This window comes from Paenibacillus sp. NPDC058174 (assembly GCF_042883865.1).
GTDB lineage: Bacteria > Bacillota > Bacilli > Paenibacillales > Paenibacillaceae > Pristimantibacillus.
Genome location: NZ_JBHVUY010000001.1, coordinates 671,441 through 690,126, shown reverse-complemented (window position 1 = coordinate 690,126; position 18,686 = coordinate 671,441). Strand labels below are relative to the sequence as shown.

Sequence of the window (18,686 nt, the reverse complement as noted above, 5' to 3'; positions counted from 1 at the left end):
TTGTTCCACACTCATACTTTACTATTGTAAAAATAAGAAGGCATGCGCCGATCCAATAAGGGAACGATGCATGCTTTCTTATTTTTCATACTATCAATTCTATCTAATTAAAATAGATAGCGAAGCCTTAGCTGATCGAGTCATCAGCTAAGGCAGGAGGTTAATTAAATCATTGCTTCCTCTTCAATTTCCTCACAATCGTAGTAGCCATCAATTATGCGATCAATGTACAATCCCGGATTATTTAGAAAACTTTCCCAAGTCATATCATGCAAGAGATAAATCCACTCATGTTCTATATCAACACTTACAAATAAGTTAATGTGTGGACACCAGGTTATCATACCAAAGGCCTCGAAATTATCAACTTCTAACAATAGGTTATATAGTTTAAAATCGTGATATTCGAAGTACACTACGTCAGAAAGATCTCCAAGAACCAGATAGTTAGAATAATTTTCAGATTCATATTCTAGTCGCTTATTGTTTATTTTTAAAACCTCAATGACTTCCAAAGGTACGCCACCATCAATAAGTTCTTCAGTCCGCTTATTAATATCGTGATATTCATGAGGTTCAAATAGTTTGATATATGAAGCTATTTCGGATGTATCTTGTATCCTAGCATAATTATATGCACGACATCCTTCTCTACAGACCAATGAGGTGTCAGCACCTTTATTAATTAAATATTTTACCGTTTCGAACTGTTTACCTATAACTGCAGCTATAAGAGGCGTAGCGCCACTAGTAAATATATTGTCCTCACTATAGAAGTTAATATCTACACCTAGGTTAATTAGATTTTTTAAAAATTCAATCTTACCTTCATAAGCGCAATGAATTAAAGCTCCCCCTCCTATTGCACTCAAATCAATACCTAAATCAATAAGAGTATAGGCACCTTGCATATTTTCAAAAGCTAGTGCACGACTTAGGGCAGAATGACCGACATGATTAATAGCGTTGAGATCAGCCCCTTTGGAGAGCAAGTACTCGAACATATTGCGATCTCCTCTTGCTGCATCTACCATTACATCAGTTGGGAGCGCTGCTCCAAATTCAATTAATAATTTTGCAATATCATATTGCTCATAATCCAATGAACACTCTAAAAGTGATTCATAGCTGCTGACAGGCTGATTGGGGTTAAATTTGTTTATCAAAAGAAGCCGGAGGCTTTCCATGTCTCCGTCTTTTATCATTTTGTATACCTGCTCGATTTGTACCATAGTTGATCGCCCCTTAATCTCGTGGAAGTATGTTTACCTGCATAGTTTTCTCTTTTTACTATAATAAGAATGCAAGGATTCCCTTTTTCATACTAACACAAAATGGAAATCCCCTGTACTCTTCACACAATAAAAAAGCAGCCAAAGCCAATGGCAGTTACAAGGAATACAGTATAAGGAATAATTCTAAAGATCCGATAAATATTTATAAAATTACTCCCACAAAAAAACAAAGCTACTCTGAGAGCAGCTTTGTTTTTTGATAGATCTGCTTATTTTAATAACCTCACCATTAACTCTATTGTTCAGTCAATATAATCGGACCGTCTGCAGTAATTGCGATCGTATGCTCATATTGTGCGGACAGTGAACCATCAGCGGTTCTAGCCGTCCATCCGTCTTCATCAATTGTCATTAACGCTTTTCCGGCATTCAGCATCGGCTCGATCGTCAGAACCATCCCTTCCTTCAAGCGGAAACCTTTGCCCGGAGTCCCGATATGAGGATAATTAGGCTCCTCGTGCATCTCCCTTCCGACGCCATGACCAAGCAGATCACGCACCACCGAAAATCCGTTTCGCTCGGCATGAGACTGAACGGCATGCATGACATCGCCAATCCGGTTGCCGGCGACAGCTTTTTCGATACCGAGGTATAAGCTTTCTTTCGTGACCCGCATCAGTTTATGGGCTTCTTCCGACACCTCGCCTACCGTATACGTCCATGCCGAATCACCGACCCAGCCATCTGCCTGCGCGACGATGTCAATTGTGACGATATCGCCATCCTGGAGCGGCTTATCATTAGGAAAGCCATGCGCGATAACGTCGTTGACCGACGCGCATGTCGCAAACGGATAGCCGTTGTACCCGACGGTATAAGCCTTCGCTTTATTCTCTTTGAGGAACTGGACCGCGAACGACTCGATATCGAGCGTCGTGACCCCCGGCCGGATCCTGTCCGCAATTGCCCGATGAAAGGCAGCGACAATCCCGCCGGCTTTTCTCATCTCCTCGATTTCTGTTCTCGATTTCAAGATGATCATTCCATTCATCTCTCCCTTGACTGTATGCCTGAAAAAATCATATCGACGATTCCATCCACATCGATCTCATTCCGCATATTGTGGTGAATGTTCAAAGTTGCATAACCTACAAGCGAACCAAATATTAGATTTGCTGTTTTCTCCGGTGACTTGGAATCGATCTCCTGACGAATCATTTCCACAAAGGGCAAATAGACCCGTTCCTGAAATTCGCCAAACAGCTTGCTGAACCGGTTTCCCGGGAAATGATGAAAGTTATCAGCAACTGATTTTAGCAAAATAAATACGGAAGGATCCTGAATGCACTTCCGCAAGAGCAGCCTGGAGAATGACTCCGCTTTAAGCCTATTGCCGACGTCCCCCGTTAAAGCGGGGATTACTGCGGATTCGGCCTGATTCAAGGCATCCCACAGTAGATCTTCCAAGAGCATTTGCTTGTTTTTATAGTAATGATACACGGTTCCGTAACCAAGCTCTGCCTGGACCGCAACATCACGGATCTCCAATTGCATGCCTTTCTCCAAGTATACTTCCGCAGCCGCCTGCATAATTTGGCTCATCCGCATTTCCCGGATCGCATCATTTTGTTCTTTCGTGCGTGGTGACATGGCTCCTCCTTTTTTGACCTGCTGATATGTCAATGTAAAACAATATACATCATTTAGAAGTAAGGAGCAAGTATTTCAATACACTCTATATATCCTTCACAGTCCTGACTAAACAACAAAAAGCCGCGTGCTGCGCGGCTCTTAAGAGTATAACTTTGTTAATACGTATTATAGATGTTTTCACATTCTTCCCCGGTTGGTTCATAGAAACAATGCTTCTTCCATCGTCCTGCGAGCGGCTGATTATACCAAGTATCCGGGCAGGGTCCGGGATTCTCGAACGATCCTGGCCGGAAATACCAGAGAGAAAATTTGGCCGGCCAATTCCGCTCCCCATTCACAGCCCGCTGGGCAAGACGGCGCTCCCTGTCTCTTGCGCCCTGATAATATAAGCTGTGCTGCAGCGCTTCGAAAGCATGCGGCTGGTTGATCATTTGGGGAATGGTCCGGAGTTCTTTGAAATCGGAGCAATTCCCTCTTATCCGGTTAATGCCGACATTTCCAACAAGAAGCATACCCATTTCTCCTTCGGTCTCCGCTTCAGCTCGAAGCAGTCTTGCCAACATATCGATATCCTGCTGTCTGGCTTTTACAACTCCCATTGACTCACCTCTTTAGCGTTCTAGACACATCATATTGTAGGCAAAGCGGAAGTGTTACTCTGGGAACCTGCACTTTTATTTCTAATATGATTCTCGAAGCGATCACTTCAAGAATGACCGGAAAGGCTAGGATAAAATAGATGATCTTAGTACTACCGTGGAGGAATAATTATTTACTTGCAAGTACTGTAGCCGCTGCTTCGGCCTCCCGGTATGCTTTTTGCAGTATCTCATCTTTATCCAATATCGCCGTTCCTTGAACCCGAAGTATATCGTAATCTTCAATGCCAATAAAATTGAACATGGACTTCAAATATTTATGGGAGTATTCAACTTCCGTGTACCAGTCATTATTGGTATACACCGCCCCGCTTCCCTGGATGACAAGCATACTTCTTCCGTCTGTAAGCAGACCTACGGAACCGGTTTCGGTATACTTGAACGTTTCCCTGGCAATCAGAATGTTGTCCATATAGTCCTTTAATTTGGACGGGATATTAAAGTTATGCAAGGGATAGGCGATTACATATTTATTTGCACTTTTGAATTGCTGCAATACTTCATTCATTCTTCCGGTTACTTCTTGTTCTTCAATGGTCAGTTCTTCGCCATTACGTTGTTTTCCCCATGCCCTTAGAACAGTCTCGTCGATCGCGGGTACAGAATCGCTGTATAAATTAATTTGTTCAATATCCTCATCACTTGATTGCTGCTCTTTATATTGTCCCAAGAAGTAATTTAATACATTCAGGCTGTAGGAAGAGGCGGACTCTACTTCCGGGTGTGCATTAATGACAAGCAGTTTGCTCATAGTATGGTTCCTCCATGTTGTTTTTTTGTTTGTACAGCTATTAAGACAATTGAAGGAACCTATCTGTGACATGATCTGAAAAAAAAGATAAATGACGGAACCGGCTGCTCTAGCCAGTTCCGTCATCAGACTTCTATAAGTGATCCTAAGACTTTAATTAATCCAGCCGTTTATGCTCAAATATTAAACCAAAAATTTCTGCCGGAGATTGTTTGCCTTCCATGAATTGGGCAACCACTCGCTTAGTTGCAAAGGCTTCCGTCCACTGATTTGATTCCATCAAAATTTGAATCGCCTGGTCAAAGCTCTGATAAAAGGCAATTTGCATTTCTCTCGCCAATTTTAATTCTTCTTCACTTGAACGGATGCCCGATGATTCCAGTTTCCTCTCATTGGTCGCCTGAGCAAGTGCTTCATGCATGCGCTCTACGTCGAGATCAGTGCAGTAAGCAGGAGAACCAGGCTGTAAACGCCAGGATTCGTCCAGACCGCCAGCATCAACCGGATCGAAACCTGCTTCGATCACTAATTGGGATACGATTGCTTTAGCAGCGGAATCGTCACCGGCAATGGGCAAAGCCAAGCGATGCGGAAGTTCCGACTGAATTTCTTCGGTTAAATTATAAAAACTAGTAGCGTTAAACGCTTTGATAACCGGATGCTTGAGCTGCTGCTCAACCCAGCTGCTTTCAGGCAGCCCCTTCTCGATAGGCTCTATGGCTCCATCGCGGTGCAAAGGATAATAATTAGTGGTATCCACAACAACCGCTCCCGGATTAATTTTATCCAAAAAACCTGCCGGCAATTCGGGAATGCTTTTTAAGGGAGTCGAAATGATAACAATATCTGCGCCTTTAGCAACGTCCTGAACTGTAGTTGGCGTTGCTCCAATCTCCTGCGCCAATTTGTGCAAGGTCGCGGAGTTACTGGAGTTTGCGATTGTGACTGTATGCCCTTTTCCCCTGAAAATCCTGGCAAGATTGCTCCCAATATGTCCCGTTCCTACAATACCAATTTTCATCTATTACACCCTGCTTCCTTTAGTTTGATTGGCCACAAATAAAAGTGACTGCAGTCAGTATACTCCGGTCACTTTTATTTTGTCAATTCCCTGGTCGCGTTTTGACTAACAAAAACTCATGGGTTATAGTTGGTGTTATGGAGGGGTTCGGGATGAAAGTTAAAGATACAAGTCGGCATACCAAGGGGAAAGCCACGAAGAATAAGATATTCTCCGTGGCGAAAGAGCTCATTCTTACTAAGGGATATAACAACGTAACGGTTGATGAAATTTGTGAGAAATGCACCCTTTCTAAAGGAGCATTTTATATTCACTATAAGTCGAAAGAGGATATCGTCAAAAAATTGTTCCGGGATGATTATTCCGAGTACATGGACGAGAATTTCGGGAAATATGTCCGGGAACATACAGATGCTTCTCCAGTTGACAGACTGAAAAAATTCATGATGGTTGCACTGGGCTTTCCATTAGTGGTTGGAGAAGAACTTACTAAACTTACTTTTATTATTAATCTTTCACTAAATTCAACAGAACCCTCATATTTTGCGGATTGCATCAAGCAGGACTTGTTTTATGAAGCTATTGAGGAAGGATTATCACTGTCATTATTTAGAGCCGATTTATCCATAGAAGACATTGTCAATTGTGTTTACTCTTTTATAACAGGTGCTATTGTTACTTGGTGCCTCTCAGACGCTGAATATGATATTGAAAAAGTGAGCGAGAAAATGATAGACACTGTACTAAAGGGTCTTCAGTAAATGGTAAGAAAGCTTGAGAAATCAAGCTTTTTTTGTTGCCTATATCCATATTGCTGGCTCCGATCAATCAATGTTAACCTTTCAACAATGTTAATAATAAAAAAATATATGAAGTCCTCCATTCGCTTTGTGCTTCCTCAATTGATCAGATATTATAACTATAGAGCAGCTTCAAACAAGTAATGGCTCTCCATATGTCCGTTACATAATGTCGTAGACATGCAGTTTATATTGACAAGAGGAGCAGTGTGTAATGAACAGCTGTAACACAGACCAGCATCCGCCTAAAAGCAAGTTAACTGCACTTCTGGAAGTATTCACTGTATCAACAAAGCTTGGTCTTACTTCATTCGGAGGACCAATTGCTCATCTTGGTTATTTTCATAACGAATACATACGCCGCCGCAAATGGATGGATGAACGAAGCTATGCGGATCTGGTCGCGCTGTGCCAGTTCTTGCCCGGCCCCGCCAGCAGTCAGGTCGGCATTGGAATCGGCATCATCCGTGCTGGAATTCTAGGCGGAGTGACGGCTTGGCTTGGTTTTACACTTCCGTCGGTCGTGGCTTTGGTTCTGTTCGCTTTTCTAATGCAGGGATTTGATATTAGCAATGCGGGATGGATTCATGGACTTAAAATCGTCGCTGTAGCAATCGTTGCTCAGGCCGTACTTGGTATGGGTCAGAAGCTGACTCCTGACCGTAACCGGGCAACCATCGCGATCCTTGCTGCGGCCGTTACCCTAATGTGGCAAACTGCTTTTAGCCAAATATTATTGATCGTTATTGCAGGTCTAATTGGCATGATCTTATACAGAAAATCAACAATTCCCGAAACTGCGGAACTCTCCGTCCCCATTAGCCGCAGCTTCGCGGCTATCTGCTTGATCGTCTTCTTCGGGCTCCTGATTTTGTTGCCGCTCTTTAGTCAATTTGCTGGCGCCGACTGGCTGACTTTGTTCGACAGCTTTTACCGTTCGGGTTCACTTGTGTTTGGAGGAGGTCATGTCGTGCTGCCTCTGCTCGAAAGAGAGCTCGTGCCAGAATGGATTAACAAAGCCGACTTTTTGGCAGGATATGGCGCAACGCAAGCTGTACCAGGTCCATTATTCACTTTTGCCGCCTATTTGGGGGCGATGATTAACGGAGTGACTGGCGCGCTAATTGCTACTGCGGCTATTTTTCTCCCTGCTTTTTTATTAATCGCAGGCGCGCTGCCATTCTGGAACTCCCTGAGGAAAAACTCGAGGGTTCAAGGCGCACTAATCGGGATCAACGCAGCCGTTGTAGGGATCTTGCTAGCGGCATTGTATAATCCTCTATGGACAACAGCAATTCTGGCTCCTGTTGATTTTGCCTTAGCTGCCATTCTGTTTCTAATGCTCATATTCTGGAAAGTACCGCCTTGGGTCATTGTAATTGCCGGCGCTGTGGGCGGTACATTGATTACATATATTTAATTAGCGTAACCCAATCGTTTCCTATATAAAAAATGAAAAGCCTGACGTATCAGGCTTTTCATTTTTTATATCTGCCATCGTTCATTTCATGCCGTTCTTGTAATCCTACTAAATTTTATAGCCAGTAATTTCAGTACCATATACATCAAAATGATCCATTTGAATCCCGCCATCTGGTTTTATAGTGAAAATCACCTTCTCATCAATGTCCTTCGCCACACAAGTTATTGAATTCTCTTGATCAGATACCGGGTAAATTTCATACTTAAACCATGCGCCATGATTCTTCTGCATAAATAGGTACAATCTGCAATTCTCATAAGTTACTATTATCGTCGAGGAAGGATGTATCTCATTTTCCTGAAATACTTTATAGAACTGGCCAGTTGTTATTTGAGGAACATCCATTTGGATTAATCCAATCAAGGCCTCCTTCAGATTTCTCTTTGCGCATTGCTCTAAGATTGCTCCATATTCATAAATGCCCTCGAGTTGCTTCATTATTGATTCGTTAATTTGTATAGGGGGTGTTATCTTTTGTTCTTGCACCTCACCCCCAAATGCTATCTCCGCTAGAATCTGGCTAATCTGTTGTACAGGTGTTAGCTCAAAATTACTCAATACGATAATAACAAGATCATCATTCACATATCGGTTGAAATCAGACCAAAAACCATTCATGCTTCCAAAATGTCCAATTCGTTTCTTTGGTTGATTATGAATGATATGTGCATCAATTACCCAGCCATAACTTCCACAATACGTGGTGTATTGGTCAAAGAGGATCTTAAGCGAGTTTTTACTGACTAACGTATCGCTGTAAAGAGCACGATCCCACAAGTAAAGATCTTCAACCGTTGAATACATTGCACCGGCACCAAGGTGAAGCGTCATATCTACATATTCAGCATGAATTTTCTCTTTGCAAACGGAATACCCAGAAGCTAAATTTTTAACAATGGTCCTGCAATCCTCTACTCCTGTATTTTCCAAATGAAGAGGCCAGAAAATATTTTCTTTGATATATTCCCCGTAAGAGATTCCCGATATTTTCTCGATAATTGCACTTAGTAAAATATAGGAAGAATTGCTGTAGCTGTGTTCTTCCCCCGGCATATATTCCAAAGGTTTATCCTTTATCGTCTGTATCGTCTCTGCAAGTGTTGAATACATCCTCTGCGTTTGTTCCCAGTATCGAGGGAAACCCGGGTAATCCGGTATACCCGAAGAGTTAGATAACAAATGATGTAACGAAATGAAATGTCCATTCGGATAACCTTCCAAATATTTATCGATACTGTCATGAACGTTTAGTTTCCCCTGTTCTTGAAGCTGCAATATTGCCATAGCCGTAAAAGCCTTCGTGAGTGATCCGATACGAAATTTTGTTGTCGGTGAATTTGGAACATCATATTCCAAGCTGGCACGGCCGTAGCCTTCGCTTAATAATATGCGACCATTCTGAGCGACTAAAACAGCACCATTAAAATAACCGCGATGTGCTAATTCATCCATATACTTTTTCAATTTATAGCAGGTTTCGTCATCGTTCAATTGATGTTGATTTTTACTCATAGCTTTATTTCCTCCTATATCTTTACGATTTTAGAAGGAACGCAAGTATTCGTGGAGCGGGAGATGTAATTTTGAAAATAAAAAAGCGGAGTACCCTAAAGGTTCCGCTTCGGCTCATTCTATAAACGATGCCTTGCGTTCCCATAATGGTCAAATTAGGCAGACGTCCCCCTTGGTCAAAACAGGGTTACTGCACTAACTAATCAGATCGACCATTACAGGTTAGCTGGCATATGAAAATTGCTCCTTCCAATATCTCCTAAACAAAAGATATATCCAAATCTTTACCAAGTCAAGTCCCCTATCTTTATGACGCAAGCTTCGTCTTCATTTCGGATTGCTTCGTTAATATCCCGCTTGATATGAAATAGAACAACGCACCGGCAAAGCATAGAGCCGCGAATATGGAAACGCCGGTAAATCCGTTAAACGTCGCATATATTACGCCGGCAATACCAGAACCGATAGTTGTCGCAGCATACATAACCGAATTGCCTAAGCTGGAGATTGTGCCGCGGATCGCCGGATTTAATGATGTCAGCAGCCCCATAATTAATGGATAAGCGATGCCCATGTTTAGAAATATGAAAAAGTACACAACATCAAATGCGGCAACCGATGGCAGGAAAGGCACAATGATAAAGCATACGATAGCGAGCAGAAATCCCGCTACCAGCGTGTTGAAACGGTTGAACTTTTGAATCACATAAGCTCCGCCAAAGCTTCCCACTAAATTACCAACACCTAAAAAAAGGATTGCATACCCTACCTGATCAACTGAAAGCTCGAAGCGATCCGTCATCCATTTTCCAATAAAAGCAAAGGCAGCCATGAATCCGCTATTGAACAAGAAGTGCCCCAGCAAGGACCTTCTCGCCATTCTGCTAGTCAGAAGCGGGATATATCTTTTAAATATCGAAAGTTTGGTCGTTTGGCTCTGAACCGGCTTCATTGAAGGCAAGGTGTAATGGATAAATATCGACACTACTAGGAAAAATAAGCCGATTACATAAAAAGGATAGGACCAATGGGTTGAAGCGAGCAAGCCTCCAATCGGTATGCCGAATGCTTGAGCGGAAGCCAAGCCTGCCATCACGATTCCGGACACTTTGGCGTTCTTAGATGCAGGAAACAACACTGGAATGGAAGCCCAGACCTGAGGGGAAGTAAACGCTGCGCTGATTCCAGCCAAAAAACGGAATAAAATCATCGACCAGAAACCCGTAGCAAATCCGCATAAAATCGTAGAGATTGAAAAAGCAATCATGCCGTAAAACATCACTTTCTTGCGATCCCACCCGTCGGACAGCGGCCCGGCAATCAGTGCAAATATGGCGTAGCCTAATGCATACGACCCTACCATCCAGCCCGAATATTGGGTCGGGATACCAAATAACTCCTGAAGAGTGGGAATTAACGGCGAAATGATAAAGGTATCCGTGCCGATAAAAAACATGATCATAAATAATAAAACAGTTAGTTTACCCATTCTGATTCACCCTTTGCATGTGTAGTTCATGTAGTATTAGTTCAGTAGTTCAATAAGTATTGAACTATAGAGAAAAAAAAGAGATTTCCTTCTACAAAGTATCCAGAAATCCGGGTAAGTACGCTTCGAAAGTCTCCAATTCAATGCTCATATACCTCGTTTGAGCTTCTTTTCGCACCTTAATCAGCTTCGCTTCTCGTAAAGTACGTAGATGGTACGAAGTATTCGATTTTGAAGTTCCTTGAATGTCCCCCACTTCTCCGCAATTCATTTCTTTCCTGCTGGCATAAAGATTCCGTATGATCTCCAATCTCGTCTCATCAGCCAATGCCTTAAATATTCTGACCCGGGTCTCATCATTCAATACTTGTTCATTAGTCATAAACACATTGTACTAAGAAATCTTATTAAATCAAGTCCACTAGCAAGCAGACCGATTGAAGTTGTCCTCCTTTCTTTGATTTAGCTTATTTTATAAAAATTCATTATTATAGATCAATGTCATTTTTTCTATAGAAATAATAGATGAAATTAATCGAAACTTAGTTTGATAAACAAGGCTGCCGGATAGCTGTCCCTGCAGCCTTGTTGCCAGTAGATAAGTTTATGTTCTGTCAAAACCACGGCGGCTGAACAAGCTTGATATCCGCTGTAGAAGCTGATCATTGACCAGGACAGAAATAATATGCTTCTTCATCATTCGAAATCCCCCATTATCATCTGGTCTAATGTCGTTCCGCCGAGAACCATTGGATATACATTTTCTTCAGTTGGTACTACAAACTCCACAAGTACAGGTCCGGCTGTCTCCAAAGCCTCTTGCCATACGCTGTGTGCCTCAGCTTTATTGCTTGCTCTTAATCCCTTGACTCCGTAAGCTTCTGCTAGCTTTACAAAGTCAGGACTGCCAGCAAGATTAATCTGGCTGTAACGGCTTTCGTAGGAAAGCTCCTGCTGTTGTCTGACCATACCCAGCACTTGATTATTAATGACGACGATTTTGACAGGAATATTGTGAATGGCACAGATCGCCAGTTCCTGTGCGCACATTTGCATACCCCCATCACCGTTTATCGAAATAACGAGCCGATCGGGATTTCCTACTTGGGCACCTATAGCAGCGGGAAAACCGAATCCCATCGTACCAGAACCTCCGGAGGTTACTAATGAACGGGAATGATTGAATTTGTAAAATTGTGCAGTCCACATTTGGTGCTGGCCTACATCAGTGGTAATAATGGCATTCCCTTTCGTTGTCTTATGAATCATTTCAAGAACATACTGCGGTTTAAGCTCCGTATCCGAATCTTTATACCGTAATGGATACTTAGACTTGTCGTGCTGCAATTTATTGATCCAACTGCTTGATTTAGAGGGCATCGCTTTCGTATTTGCATATGCCAGAACAGCTTTTATATCGCCGACACATGCAATATCCGTTTTGATGTTCTTGCCAATTTCAGCAGGATCAATATCGATGTGAGCAATCCATTTGGCATGTGGCGCAAAACCGTCAAGCTTCATCGTAACCCGGTCATCAAACCTTGACCCGATGGAAAGGATGAGATCAGCGTTTTGAATAGCCGTATTCGCCGTATACGTACCATGGTGTCCTGGCATTCCTAACCACAAATCGTGGCCGCTAGGAAAACCGCCCAAACCGAGCAATGTGGTCGCCACTGGGATTTTTGTTTTATTTACGAATTCCAGCAGCTCAGTTGATGCTTCGGAATAAATCACCCCGGCCCCAGCTATAATAACCGGCTTTTCTGATTCCGCAATAACCTGAAGCAATTGATCGATCTCCGTTGGATCCGCACTCGGAGCCGCGTCATAACCTCGAATACTTAGATTGTCTGATGGGCGATACTGCATTTTGTGATTGGACACGTCTTTAGGAATATCGATTAATACTGGACCCTTCCTTCCCGTATTGGCAATATGAAAGGCTTCATGAACGATGCGGGGCAGATCATGTACATCACGTACAGAGTAGTTGTGCTTGGTAATGGGCATGGTCATGCTGACAATATCCGCTTCTTGAAATGCATCCGTGCCCATGACTGTTGTTGATACGTTACCCGTAATAATGACAAGCGGTACAGAATCCATATAAGCCGTTGCAATTCCTGTCACTAAGTTAGTTGCTCCCGGTCCGGATGTGGCGATGCACACGCCGACTTTCCCTGTTGACCTGGCGTACCCGTCCGCCGCATGGATAGCGCCTTGCTCGTGCCGGGTCAAAATGTGCTTGAAGTCTGGATTATCAACCATCGCATCATAGATATAAAGGACATTGCCGCCAGGGTAACCAAATACACATTCTGTTCCTTCTAGCAGCAAGCATTGTAAAAGCACCTCCGATCCCGTTAACAAATGCTGAGGCGTTTCGATCTTCGGATTGGATAATGGTTTCATTTCATTTCCTCCTTAAATATAAATAACCCCTCTCATCCTCAAGCGACAGTAAACAGCTGTCATGCCTGAAGGGACGAAAGGGGATCATCTCGTGGTACCACCCTGATTTGCCGGAAAATCTTGCGACTCCAGCCTCATGAGGCAAGGTTGCCCTTGCCTGCAGCACGGTAACGTGTGCTATTCCGTTTGAGCCTACTCATTCGATCCATCGCCGGATCGACTTTCGGTCAAAAGCTCAGAGACGACTTCGTACTTAGGATTATGGCAAAGGTTTCAGCGGTTCCTTTGCTCTCTGGACATAAGAGCCTTCGTACTCTTTTCTCTTCATCGCTTCTATATAAAAAATAAAAACCCCTCTCATCCTCAAGCGACAGTAAACAGTTGTCATGCCTGAAGGGACGAAAGGGGATCATTTCGCGGTACCACCCTGATTTGCCGGAAAATCTTGCGACTCCAGCCTCATGAGGCAAGGTTGCCCTTGCCTGCAGCACGCTAACGTGTGCCATTCCGTTTGAGCCTACTCATCGAACCATTGCCTGATTCAATTTTCGATCAAAAGCTTCGAGATGACTTCGTACGAGGGGTTATGGCAAAGGTTTCAGCGTTTCCTTTGCTCTCTGGACATAAGAGCCTTCGTACTCTTTTCTCTTCATCGCTTTTAGGTATAAATAAAAACCCCTCTCATCCTCAGACGACAGTATACAGCTGCCATGCCTGAAGGGACGAAAGGGGATCATTTCGCGGTACCACCCTGATTTGCCGGAAATCTTCCGATTCCAGCCTCATGAGGCAAGGTTGACCTTGCCTGCAGCACAGTAACGTGTGCCATTCCGTTCGAGCCTACTCATCGAACCATTGCCAGGTTCAACTTTCGGTCAAAAGCTCAGAGATGACTTCGTACTTAGGATTATGGCAAAGGTTTCAGCGGTTCCTTTGCTCTCTGGACATAAGAGCCTTCGTACTTTTTTCTCTTCAACGCAATTATATTAGTCACAAGAATAGCACAGAATTTGTGCGTTTTCAAATGATTTATTAAACAGTTAGCCGCAATCGTTCGGGCATTGCTGCTCTTAGGCTGGAGACAACCCCGTTGTCGATAGTTTATGTTTGATTTGCATCATTGAATCAACAATTTCGTTAACCTCGTCATCACTTAGTCTATTAAATAACTGATTAATTTGTATATCCGACTGAATATTAATGTTATCTAATATCTCCTCCCCTTTTTTTGTTAACAAGAGAAAGCTTTTTCTGCTATCAATTGCTGAACTTTTTTTCTCAATCAATTGTTCCCGCTCTAGCTTACGGATGATCCGGCTCATGTAACTTTTATCAATATTAAGCTCTCGCACGAGGTGATTTGCAATACACTCTGTTCTCTCACTGATCTCAAATAGTATCCGTGCTTCGGTTAATGAATAGTTTGTACCTAAAATTTGATTATTAAATAAACCAAGTACCTTTGTATAAAAGCGGTTAAATTCTCTAATTTCATAAATGTTTTTTTTATCCATATGCTCTCCTTTAGTTGACTCCGTCAACAATTAACCTTAACATAACTGTATCTTCTAAAAGTGGACGAAGTCAACTATTCAAACTATTACGTGAGTTTCTAATTGAGGAGAGCCTATATGAAAATTCGAGAAATTGAAAATAAAGACAATGCCGCTATCAAAAAAATAATACAAGATTCATTAGAATCGCTTGGCTTAGCGATTCCCGGAACAGCTTACTTTGACCCTCAACTGAATGATCTTCATGGCTATTATAATAGCTTAGCGCATGCAAATTACTGGGTAGCAGAAATAGATAATGAGATCGTTGGCGGTATCGGTATAGCACCGTTTAACGAACAAGATAAAATTTGCGAATTGCAAAAGCTTTACTTGACCCCAAATGCGCAAGGCTTAGGGATTGCAAGGTTACTTATGGAGACCGCTTTGTTATTCGCATCAAAATATTATGACAAATGCTATTTAGAAACACAGCATGAATTAAAAGCGGCCTGCAAATTATATGAAAAGTTTCAATTTACACTTTTACCTGAACCACTGCCAGGTTCTGAGCATTCTGCTATGAATGCCTGGTATATTAAAACTTTAAAATAACCAAATATTAATGGAAAGCAGTAGATGCTATATCTTGAATGTGAAGCATTCCATTCTACCCTTAAGGAGCTTATTAATGAATATAAATTGGGCGGACATACAATACCTCTCTCAGGGTACAGAAAGACAAAGAGATGCTTTTGTTTGCTTATCAAGTCTGAACGTATTTGAAAGCCTTTCTTCTTACACGCCTTTATTGGTCGGTACAATCCCAATTGATATAGACATTGAGGAAAGCGATTTAGATATTATTTGTGAAGTGCGCAATTTCCCGCATTTCACTCAAGCGTTAACAACGTTATACGGGACGTGTAATCAGTTTGAGATCCATCAATCCATAGTACAAAATCAAACCGCAATTGTATGCAATTTCAATTATGAAGGCTTTACTATTGAGATTTTTGGACAAGGTATTCCTGTTCTCAAGCAAAACGGATACTTACATATGGTGATTGAATATCGACTATTGGTGTTAGCAGGAAGAGATGCACAGGACCAAATTCGTCAACTAAAAAGACTCGGTTTAAAAACCGAGCCTGCCTTTGGAGAATACTTTAATATTGATGGGAATCCTTATACTGAACTACTGGTTATCGGAGAACTTTCTGACGCAGCACTCAAGGAGAAGTTTAATTTATAGAGGAAGAGCTATGCTAGTAATAGATCTAAGCCTTTTACCCGAAAACTTAATTAAGCATCTAACTTTGGTTTGTGCAAAACATCTCTTTAACACGCTCATAAACCCGATCTTTAAGGAGCAACTAATTCAACCTTTATACGGTCGGGGTCTTCAAAAAACAGAGCGTAATAATTTTCTCCGCCTGCGAAAGGATGCTTCTCTTTGTAAAGCAGGTTCATTCCCTTAGAACGTATCTTTATAGTCAACTCATCCACTTGTTCTCTAGATATCGCATGGAATGCCAAATGGTTCAGTCCTACCCGACAACGATTGTATGGCACTTCCAAGTGCTTTTCTTTCGCTTGAACAAATACAATATAGGTATCTCCTAACCTCCAGCTACGCCCTTCCTCCCATTGCTGATATGGTGTATAACCAAGCTCTGACAGAAACCAGCCCCAGAACTCAGCCGAACGATTGAGGTCTGATACGTTAATCTCGATATGATGTAGCAATCCCAACTAATTCACCCTTTTTCATATATGCTGCAGTATGACCGTTAATCTCAACAAACTTGATATCGTCTGGTCTATACTATCTTTTTGACCATTTCACAGCCCTGCTGTAGTAATCTTCCAAGCTCTCTTCTTTCCACGTTCCTTGCCAATGATCTTCATCAAATAAAAACAGTATCTCTTGTTCCTTATACAATCAGTACTAAGAGTCACTTGATTCCAGTCACCACCTATAGAAATCTGCAACTAAACCTTCCTCTGAAGCTTTACTTCGCATTCTGTCGTCGTCGCAGTGGCGTACTCCATATAATTCACTGAGCCGGTAAAATTCAAATAAGCCTCATAACGCTTTCGAATTCCCGGCAAAGTGATAAAATCGAGAACATTCTCCTTTGGAACCCATTTGCATTCGCTTGTCTCATCAGAAATAGATAATTCTCCGCCGACAGCCTTGCATACGAAATCAAACATCACCTTCGTAGGAACATCAGTAACACCGTCATACCATTTATGGAGCGCTGTATTGGAAACAATACTAATTAAGTGGCTGACCGTGGCTTCTATTCCGCTTTCCTCTTTGATCTCACGAATGACGCCGTCAATCAGATTTTCCCCAACTTCAGTTATACCGCCAGGATACACCCAACCATCATCATGGGCCTTTACCAATAAAATATTACCGTGCCCATCCTCAACAATCCCGCCTGCTGATACAATATGTGTCGGAAACGCCATCTATTTCGACCTGCTATTAGGGTACTCAACTAGGTGCTACACTACGAATCTCTCAATGGCAGCAGCAACACCATCATTATCATTTGAATCGGTTACGTGAGCTGCATTATTTTTCAGTTCGATTATGGCGTTTTCCATTGCGACTGGAAAGCCGGACATATGAAATAGGCCTAAATCGTTATAATCATCCCCGAACACCATGACATGCTCTGACTTAACTCCGATATCGCTTAAAACCCATTGTACGGCTTTTTCCTTAGATGCTGATTTATGCATAATTTGGATCAGCACTCCTCCATCGGTTCCGATTACGTTCACATGATCACCCAATTGTTCGGATAAATCCCTCCAATTTTTATAGCCCAAAACCAATATTTTAGTCGGAGAAATTGTATGAATATACGCTCTATCAACAACCTGAGGTTTCGGATCATTCGAGCGAAAGCCTGCTTGAGCGTAATGGGAGTCGGGAATCGGTCTGCATGTATAACATGAGTCATTAACCTCATATAAGATGATCGATTGTAACATTTGTAACTCTATGAAATTAGTAATCTGCTGACTAATCTCTGTTGCGATGCTAATATGCTGCTGATTTTGCTTAGATTTGCATGTCACTAGAGCACCGTTGTAATAAATCATATAGTCTGCGAAAGGAAACTTCTTCAAAAATTGATTAGCCGCTCTAGGCGGTCGCGCCGTTGCTATAATAATATGAATTCCCGAATCATAACATCTTTTAACCGCCTGATAGTTTCTAGGAGATATTGATTTATCACTGCCGAGCAAGGTTCCGTCCAGATCCAGTACAATTGCTTGAATGTTTGACATCTATATCCTCCCACAAAACTAAATTGGTAAAATAATACTACTTATTACAGATGCCGTCAATCCCAGATAATAACGATAGTAATTTCGTTTTCTATTCTAATATGAGGTGGAAGCGGGAAATACATAAGCCCAAGAAATAGACGGGAACGTATCCCGGTCTACTGCTTAGGCCTAGGCTAATAAATAAGCAATGTCGCCTCCTAACCAAAACATTTTACTTCCTCAACAGAATGAAACGAAAGCATGGTTCAAATGCGAAGTGTCGTTTAATTTTGCAATTGTGCGTTCGCCCCATTTATTTATTCGCAATCGTGTTATGCTGCACGGCTCTATATCGAATGATACCTTAAACATATCCGGCGGAAATTCCAGCCAATAATGAATGAGCGAAATCATTGCGTTGCTGTGACTTACCAATAAGATGACATCATCGCTAGTGTCATTTTTAAATTTGTCCATAAATGCTGACAGACGCGCGTACATCATCCTCCAGCTTTCTGCCTCTGGATACGGAACCCAGTCAATGACCGGCTCAGTTATTGGATTTCTAACCTTGTCTGCTTCCCCTGCAGTCAAATTAGCAGCTATTCCATTATTCAGTTCTCTCAAATCTTCACCAGGTACAGGCTCGCTTCCAAGAGCGCGGCCAATAATCTGGGCTGTTTCCTTAGCTCTTGATAAGTCACTACAGTATAAACGAACAGCGGCATCTGATAACCATTCTGCTAGTTTTTGCCCCGTACATTTTGCTTGCGCTCTGCCCAACTCCGTTAATTTGGTATCCGTCCAGCCGCCAACTACCCCGGAAAGGAGATGTTCAGCTTCTCCATGCCTGATTAATATTAATTCTTTCAACG

General features: G+C 42.2%; 19 protein-coding genes and 3 other annotated features. Of the genes, 4 read left to right on the top strand and 15 right to left on the bottom strand.

Going from position 1 to position 18,686, the window contains the following annotated elements; translation table 11 throughout:
- Positions 1 to 164 precede the first annotated feature (164 nt).
- The 6 genes from ACFVVF_RS03120 to ACFVVF_RS03095 form a co-directional block, all read right to left on the bottom strand.
- Entirely contained in the window at positions 165 to 1,232 is a 1,068-nt protein-coding gene (locus tag ACFVVF_RS03120; protein ID WP_387805300.1) for an ankyrin repeat domain-containing protein, read from the bottom strand.
- Positions 1,233 to 1,530: 298 nt separating this feature from the next.
- The gene (gene map / locus ACFVVF_RS03115) at positions 1,531 to 2,277 is read right to left on the bottom strand and encodes a type I methionyl aminopeptidase (RefSeq protein ID WP_387805299.1); all 747 of its coding nucleotides are present in this window, start codon (positions 2,275 to 2,277) and stop codon (positions 1,531 to 1,533) included.
- A gap of 5 nt (positions 2,278 to 2,282) precedes the next feature.
- Positions 2,283 to 2,885 (bottom strand): TetR/AcrR family transcriptional regulator, encoded by a 603-nt coding sequence (locus ACFVVF_RS03110; protein ID WP_387805297.1) that lies wholly within the window; start codon positions 2,883 to 2,885, stop codon positions 2,283 to 2,285.
- A gap of 158 nt (positions 2,886 to 3,043) precedes the next feature.
- Positions 3,044 to 3,487: a cell wall hydrolase gene (locus ACFVVF_RS03105; protein WP_387805296.1), complete on the bottom strand. Its 444-nt coding sequence runs from the start codon at positions 3,485 to 3,487 to the stop codon at positions 3,044 to 3,046.
- 169 nt (positions 3,488 to 3,656) lie between these two features.
- The gene (locus ACFVVF_RS03100) at positions 3,657 to 4,298 is read right to left on the bottom strand and encodes an FMN-dependent NADH-azoreductase (protein ID WP_387805294.1); all 642 of its coding nucleotides are present in this window, start codon (positions 4,296 to 4,298) and stop codon (positions 3,657 to 3,659) included.
- A gap of 157 nt (positions 4,299 to 4,455) precedes the next feature.
- The gene (locus ACFVVF_RS03095) at positions 4,456 to 5,319 is read right to left on the bottom strand and encodes an NADPH-dependent F420 reductase (RefSeq protein WP_387805292.1); all 864 of its coding nucleotides are present in this window, start codon (positions 5,317 to 5,319) and stop codon (positions 4,456 to 4,458) included.
- Positions 5,320 to 5,471: 152 nt separating this feature from the next.
- Here ACFVVF_RS03095 and ACFVVF_RS03090 point away from each other — a divergent pair, with 152 nt between their 5' ends.
- Positions 5,472 to 6,080: a TetR/AcrR family transcriptional regulator gene (locus ACFVVF_RS03090; RefSeq protein WP_387805291.1), complete on the top strand. Its 609-nt coding sequence runs from the start codon at positions 5,472 to 5,474 to the stop codon at positions 6,078 to 6,080.
- Between the two features lie 253 nt (positions 6,081 to 6,333).
- A complete protein-coding gene (locus tag ACFVVF_RS03085) occupies positions 6,334 to 7,539 on the top strand; it encodes a chromate transporter (protein WP_387805289.1) in 1,206 nt (401 codons plus the stop codon).
- A 108-nt stretch (positions 7,540 to 7,647) separates the two neighbouring features.
- Here the strand turns inward: ACFVVF_RS03085 and ACFVVF_RS03080 are convergent, their stop codons facing one another.
- The 5 genes from ACFVVF_RS03080 to ACFVVF_RS03060 form a co-directional block, all read right to left on the bottom strand.
- Entirely contained in the window at positions 7,648 to 9,114 is a 1,467-nt protein-coding gene (locus ACFVVF_RS03080; RefSeq protein WP_387805287.1) for a serine hydrolase domain-containing protein, read from the bottom strand.
- 307 nt (positions 9,115 to 9,421) lie between these two features.
- Positions 9,422 to 10,603 carry an MFS transporter gene (locus ACFVVF_RS03075; protein WP_387805285.1) on the bottom strand — a complete coding sequence of 394 codons (1,182 nt, stop codon included), beginning with the start codon at positions 10,601 to 10,603 and terminating at the stop codon, positions 9,422 to 9,424.
- A gap of 91 nt (positions 10,604 to 10,694) precedes the next feature.
- Positions 10,695 to 10,985, bottom strand: coding sequence for an ArsR/SmtB family transcription factor (locus ACFVVF_RS03070; protein ID WP_387805283.1), 291 nt, complete (start codon positions 10,983 to 10,985; stop codon positions 10,695 to 10,697).
- 314 nt (positions 10,986 to 11,299) lie between these two features.
- Positions 11,300 to 13,021: a biosynthetic-type acetolactate synthase large subunit gene (ilvB, locus tag ACFVVF_RS03065; RefSeq protein WP_387805281.1), complete on the bottom strand. Its 1,722-nt coding sequence runs from the start codon at positions 13,019 to 13,021 to the stop codon at positions 11,300 to 11,302.
- Positions 13,022 to 13,087: 66 nt separating this feature from the next.
- Positions 13,088 to 13,358, bottom strand: a binding site (T-box leader).
- A 54-nt stretch (positions 13,359 to 13,412) separates the two neighbouring features.
- Positions 13,413 to 13,683: a binding site (T-box leader), on the bottom strand.
- A 53-nt stretch (positions 13,684 to 13,736) separates the two neighbouring features.
- Positions 13,737 to 14,006: a binding site (T-box leader), on the bottom strand.
- An 85-nt stretch (positions 14,007 to 14,091) separates the two neighbouring features.
- Positions 14,092 to 14,535 (bottom strand): MarR family winged helix-turn-helix transcriptional regulator, encoded by a 444-nt coding sequence (locus ACFVVF_RS03060; protein WP_387805279.1) that lies wholly within the window; start codon positions 14,533 to 14,535, stop codon positions 14,092 to 14,094.
- A 117-nt stretch (positions 14,536 to 14,652) separates the two neighbouring features.
- On the opposite strand from ACFVVF_RS03060, the gene ACFVVF_RS03055 reads away from it, so the two are divergent.
- A complete protein-coding gene (locus tag ACFVVF_RS03055; RefSeq protein WP_387805277.1) occupies positions 14,653 to 15,129 on the top strand; it encodes a GNAT family N-acetyltransferase in 477 nt (158 codons plus the stop codon).
- A 76-nt stretch (positions 15,130 to 15,205) separates the two neighbouring features.
- On the top strand, positions 15,206 to 15,769 hold the full coding sequence (locus tag ACFVVF_RS03050) for a DUF4269 domain-containing protein (RefSeq protein WP_387805275.1): 564 nt from the start codon (positions 15,206 to 15,208) through the stop codon (positions 15,767 to 15,769).
- A gap of 110 nt (positions 15,770 to 15,879) precedes the next feature.
- Here ACFVVF_RS03050 and ACFVVF_RS03045 read toward each other — a convergent pair whose 3' ends face one another.
- The 4 genes from ACFVVF_RS03045 to ACFVVF_RS03030 all read right to left on the bottom strand — a co-directional run bounded on the left by ACFVVF_RS03045 (position 15,880) and on the right by ACFVVF_RS03030 (position 18,684).
- The gene (locus ACFVVF_RS03045) at positions 15,880 to 16,263 is read right to left on the bottom strand and encodes a VOC family protein (RefSeq protein ID WP_387808784.1); all 384 of its coding nucleotides are present in this window, start codon (positions 16,261 to 16,263) and stop codon (positions 15,880 to 15,882) included.
- 246 nt (positions 16,264 to 16,509) lie between these two features.
- The gene (locus ACFVVF_RS03040) at positions 16,510 to 16,998 is read right to left on the bottom strand and encodes an NUDIX hydrolase (protein WP_387805273.1); all 489 of its coding nucleotides are present in this window, start codon (positions 16,996 to 16,998) and stop codon (positions 16,510 to 16,512) included.
- A gap of 36 nt (positions 16,999 to 17,034) precedes the next feature.
- Complete coding sequence (locus ACFVVF_RS03035) at positions 17,035 to 17,829, bottom strand: Cof-type HAD-IIB family hydrolase (protein ID WP_387805271.1); 795 nt, start codon at positions 17,827 to 17,829, stop codon at positions 17,035 to 17,037.
- A 222-nt stretch (positions 17,830 to 18,051) separates the two neighbouring features.
- Positions 18,052 to 18,684, bottom strand: coding sequence for a histidine phosphatase family protein (locus ACFVVF_RS03030; protein ID WP_387805269.1), 633 nt, complete (start codon positions 18,682 to 18,684; stop codon positions 18,052 to 18,054).
- Positions 18,685 to 18,686: the final 2 nt, after the last annotated feature.

Excerpts from the sequence above, each read along its gene's own strand:
- ACFVVF_RS03110 (WP_387805297.1), bottom strand. The coding sequence starts at position 2,885 with ATGTCACCACGCACGAAAGAACAAAATGATGCGATCCGGGAAATGCGG.
- ACFVVF_RS03120 (WP_387805300.1), bottom strand. The coding sequence starts at position 1,232 with ATGGTACAAATCGAGCAGGTATACAAAATGATAAAAGACGGAGACATG.
- ACFVVF_RS03085 (WP_387805289.1), top strand. The coding sequence starts at position 6,334 with ATGAACAGCTGTAACACAGACCAGCATCCGCCTAAAAGCAAGTTAACT.
- ACFVVF_RS03105 (WP_387805296.1), bottom strand. The coding sequence starts at position 3,487 with ATGGGAGTTGTAAAAGCCAGACAGCAGGATATCGATATGTTGGCAAGA.
- ACFVVF_RS03100 (WP_387805294.1), bottom strand. The coding sequence starts at position 4,298 with ATGAGCAAACTGCTTGTCATTAATGCACACCCGGAAGTAGAGTCCGCC.
- ACFVVF_RS03090 (WP_387805291.1), top strand. The coding sequence starts at position 5,472 with ATGAAAGTTAAAGATACAAGTCGGCATACCAAGGGGAAAGCCACGAAG.
- ACFVVF_RS03055 (WP_387805277.1), top strand. The coding sequence starts at position 14,653 with ATGAAAATTCGAGAAATTGAAAATAAAGACAATGCCGCTATCAAAAAA.
- ACFVVF_RS03080 (WP_387805287.1), bottom strand. The coding sequence starts at position 9,114 with ATGAGTAAAAATCAACATCAATTGAACGATGACGAAACCTGCTATAAA.
- ACFVVF_RS03050 (WP_387805275.1), top strand. The coding sequence starts at position 15,206 with ATGAATATAAATTGGGCGGACATACAATACCTCTCTCAGGGTACAGAA.
- ACFVVF_RS03040 (WP_387805273.1), bottom strand. The coding sequence starts at position 16,998 with ATGGCGTTTCCGACACATATTGTATCAGCAGGCGGGATTGTTGAGGAT.
- ACFVVF_RS03070 (WP_387805283.1), bottom strand. The coding sequence starts at position 10,985 with ATGACTAATGAACAAGTATTGAATGATGAGACCCGGGTCAGAATATTT.
- map (WP_387805299.1), bottom strand. The coding sequence starts at position 2,277 with ATGATCATCTTGAAATCGAGAACAGAAATCGAGGAGATGAGAAAAGCC.
- ACFVVF_RS03095 (WP_387805292.1), bottom strand. The coding sequence starts at position 5,319 with ATGAAAATTGGTATTGTAGGAACGGGACATATTGGGAGCAATCTTGCC.
- ACFVVF_RS03035 (WP_387805271.1), bottom strand. The coding sequence starts at position 17,829 with ATGTCAAACATTCAAGCAATTGTACTGGATCTGGACGGAACCTTGCTC.
- ilvB (WP_387805281.1), bottom strand. The coding sequence starts at position 13,021 with ATGAAACCATTATCCAATCCGAAGATCGAAACGCCTCAGCATTTGTTA.
- ACFVVF_RS03075 (WP_387805285.1), bottom strand. The coding sequence starts at position 10,603 with ATGGGTAAACTAACTGTTTTATTATTTATGATCATGTTTTTTATCGGC.
- ACFVVF_RS03060 (WP_387805279.1), bottom strand. The coding sequence starts at position 14,535 with ATGGATAAAAAAAACATTTATGAAATTAGAGAATTTAACCGCTTTTAT.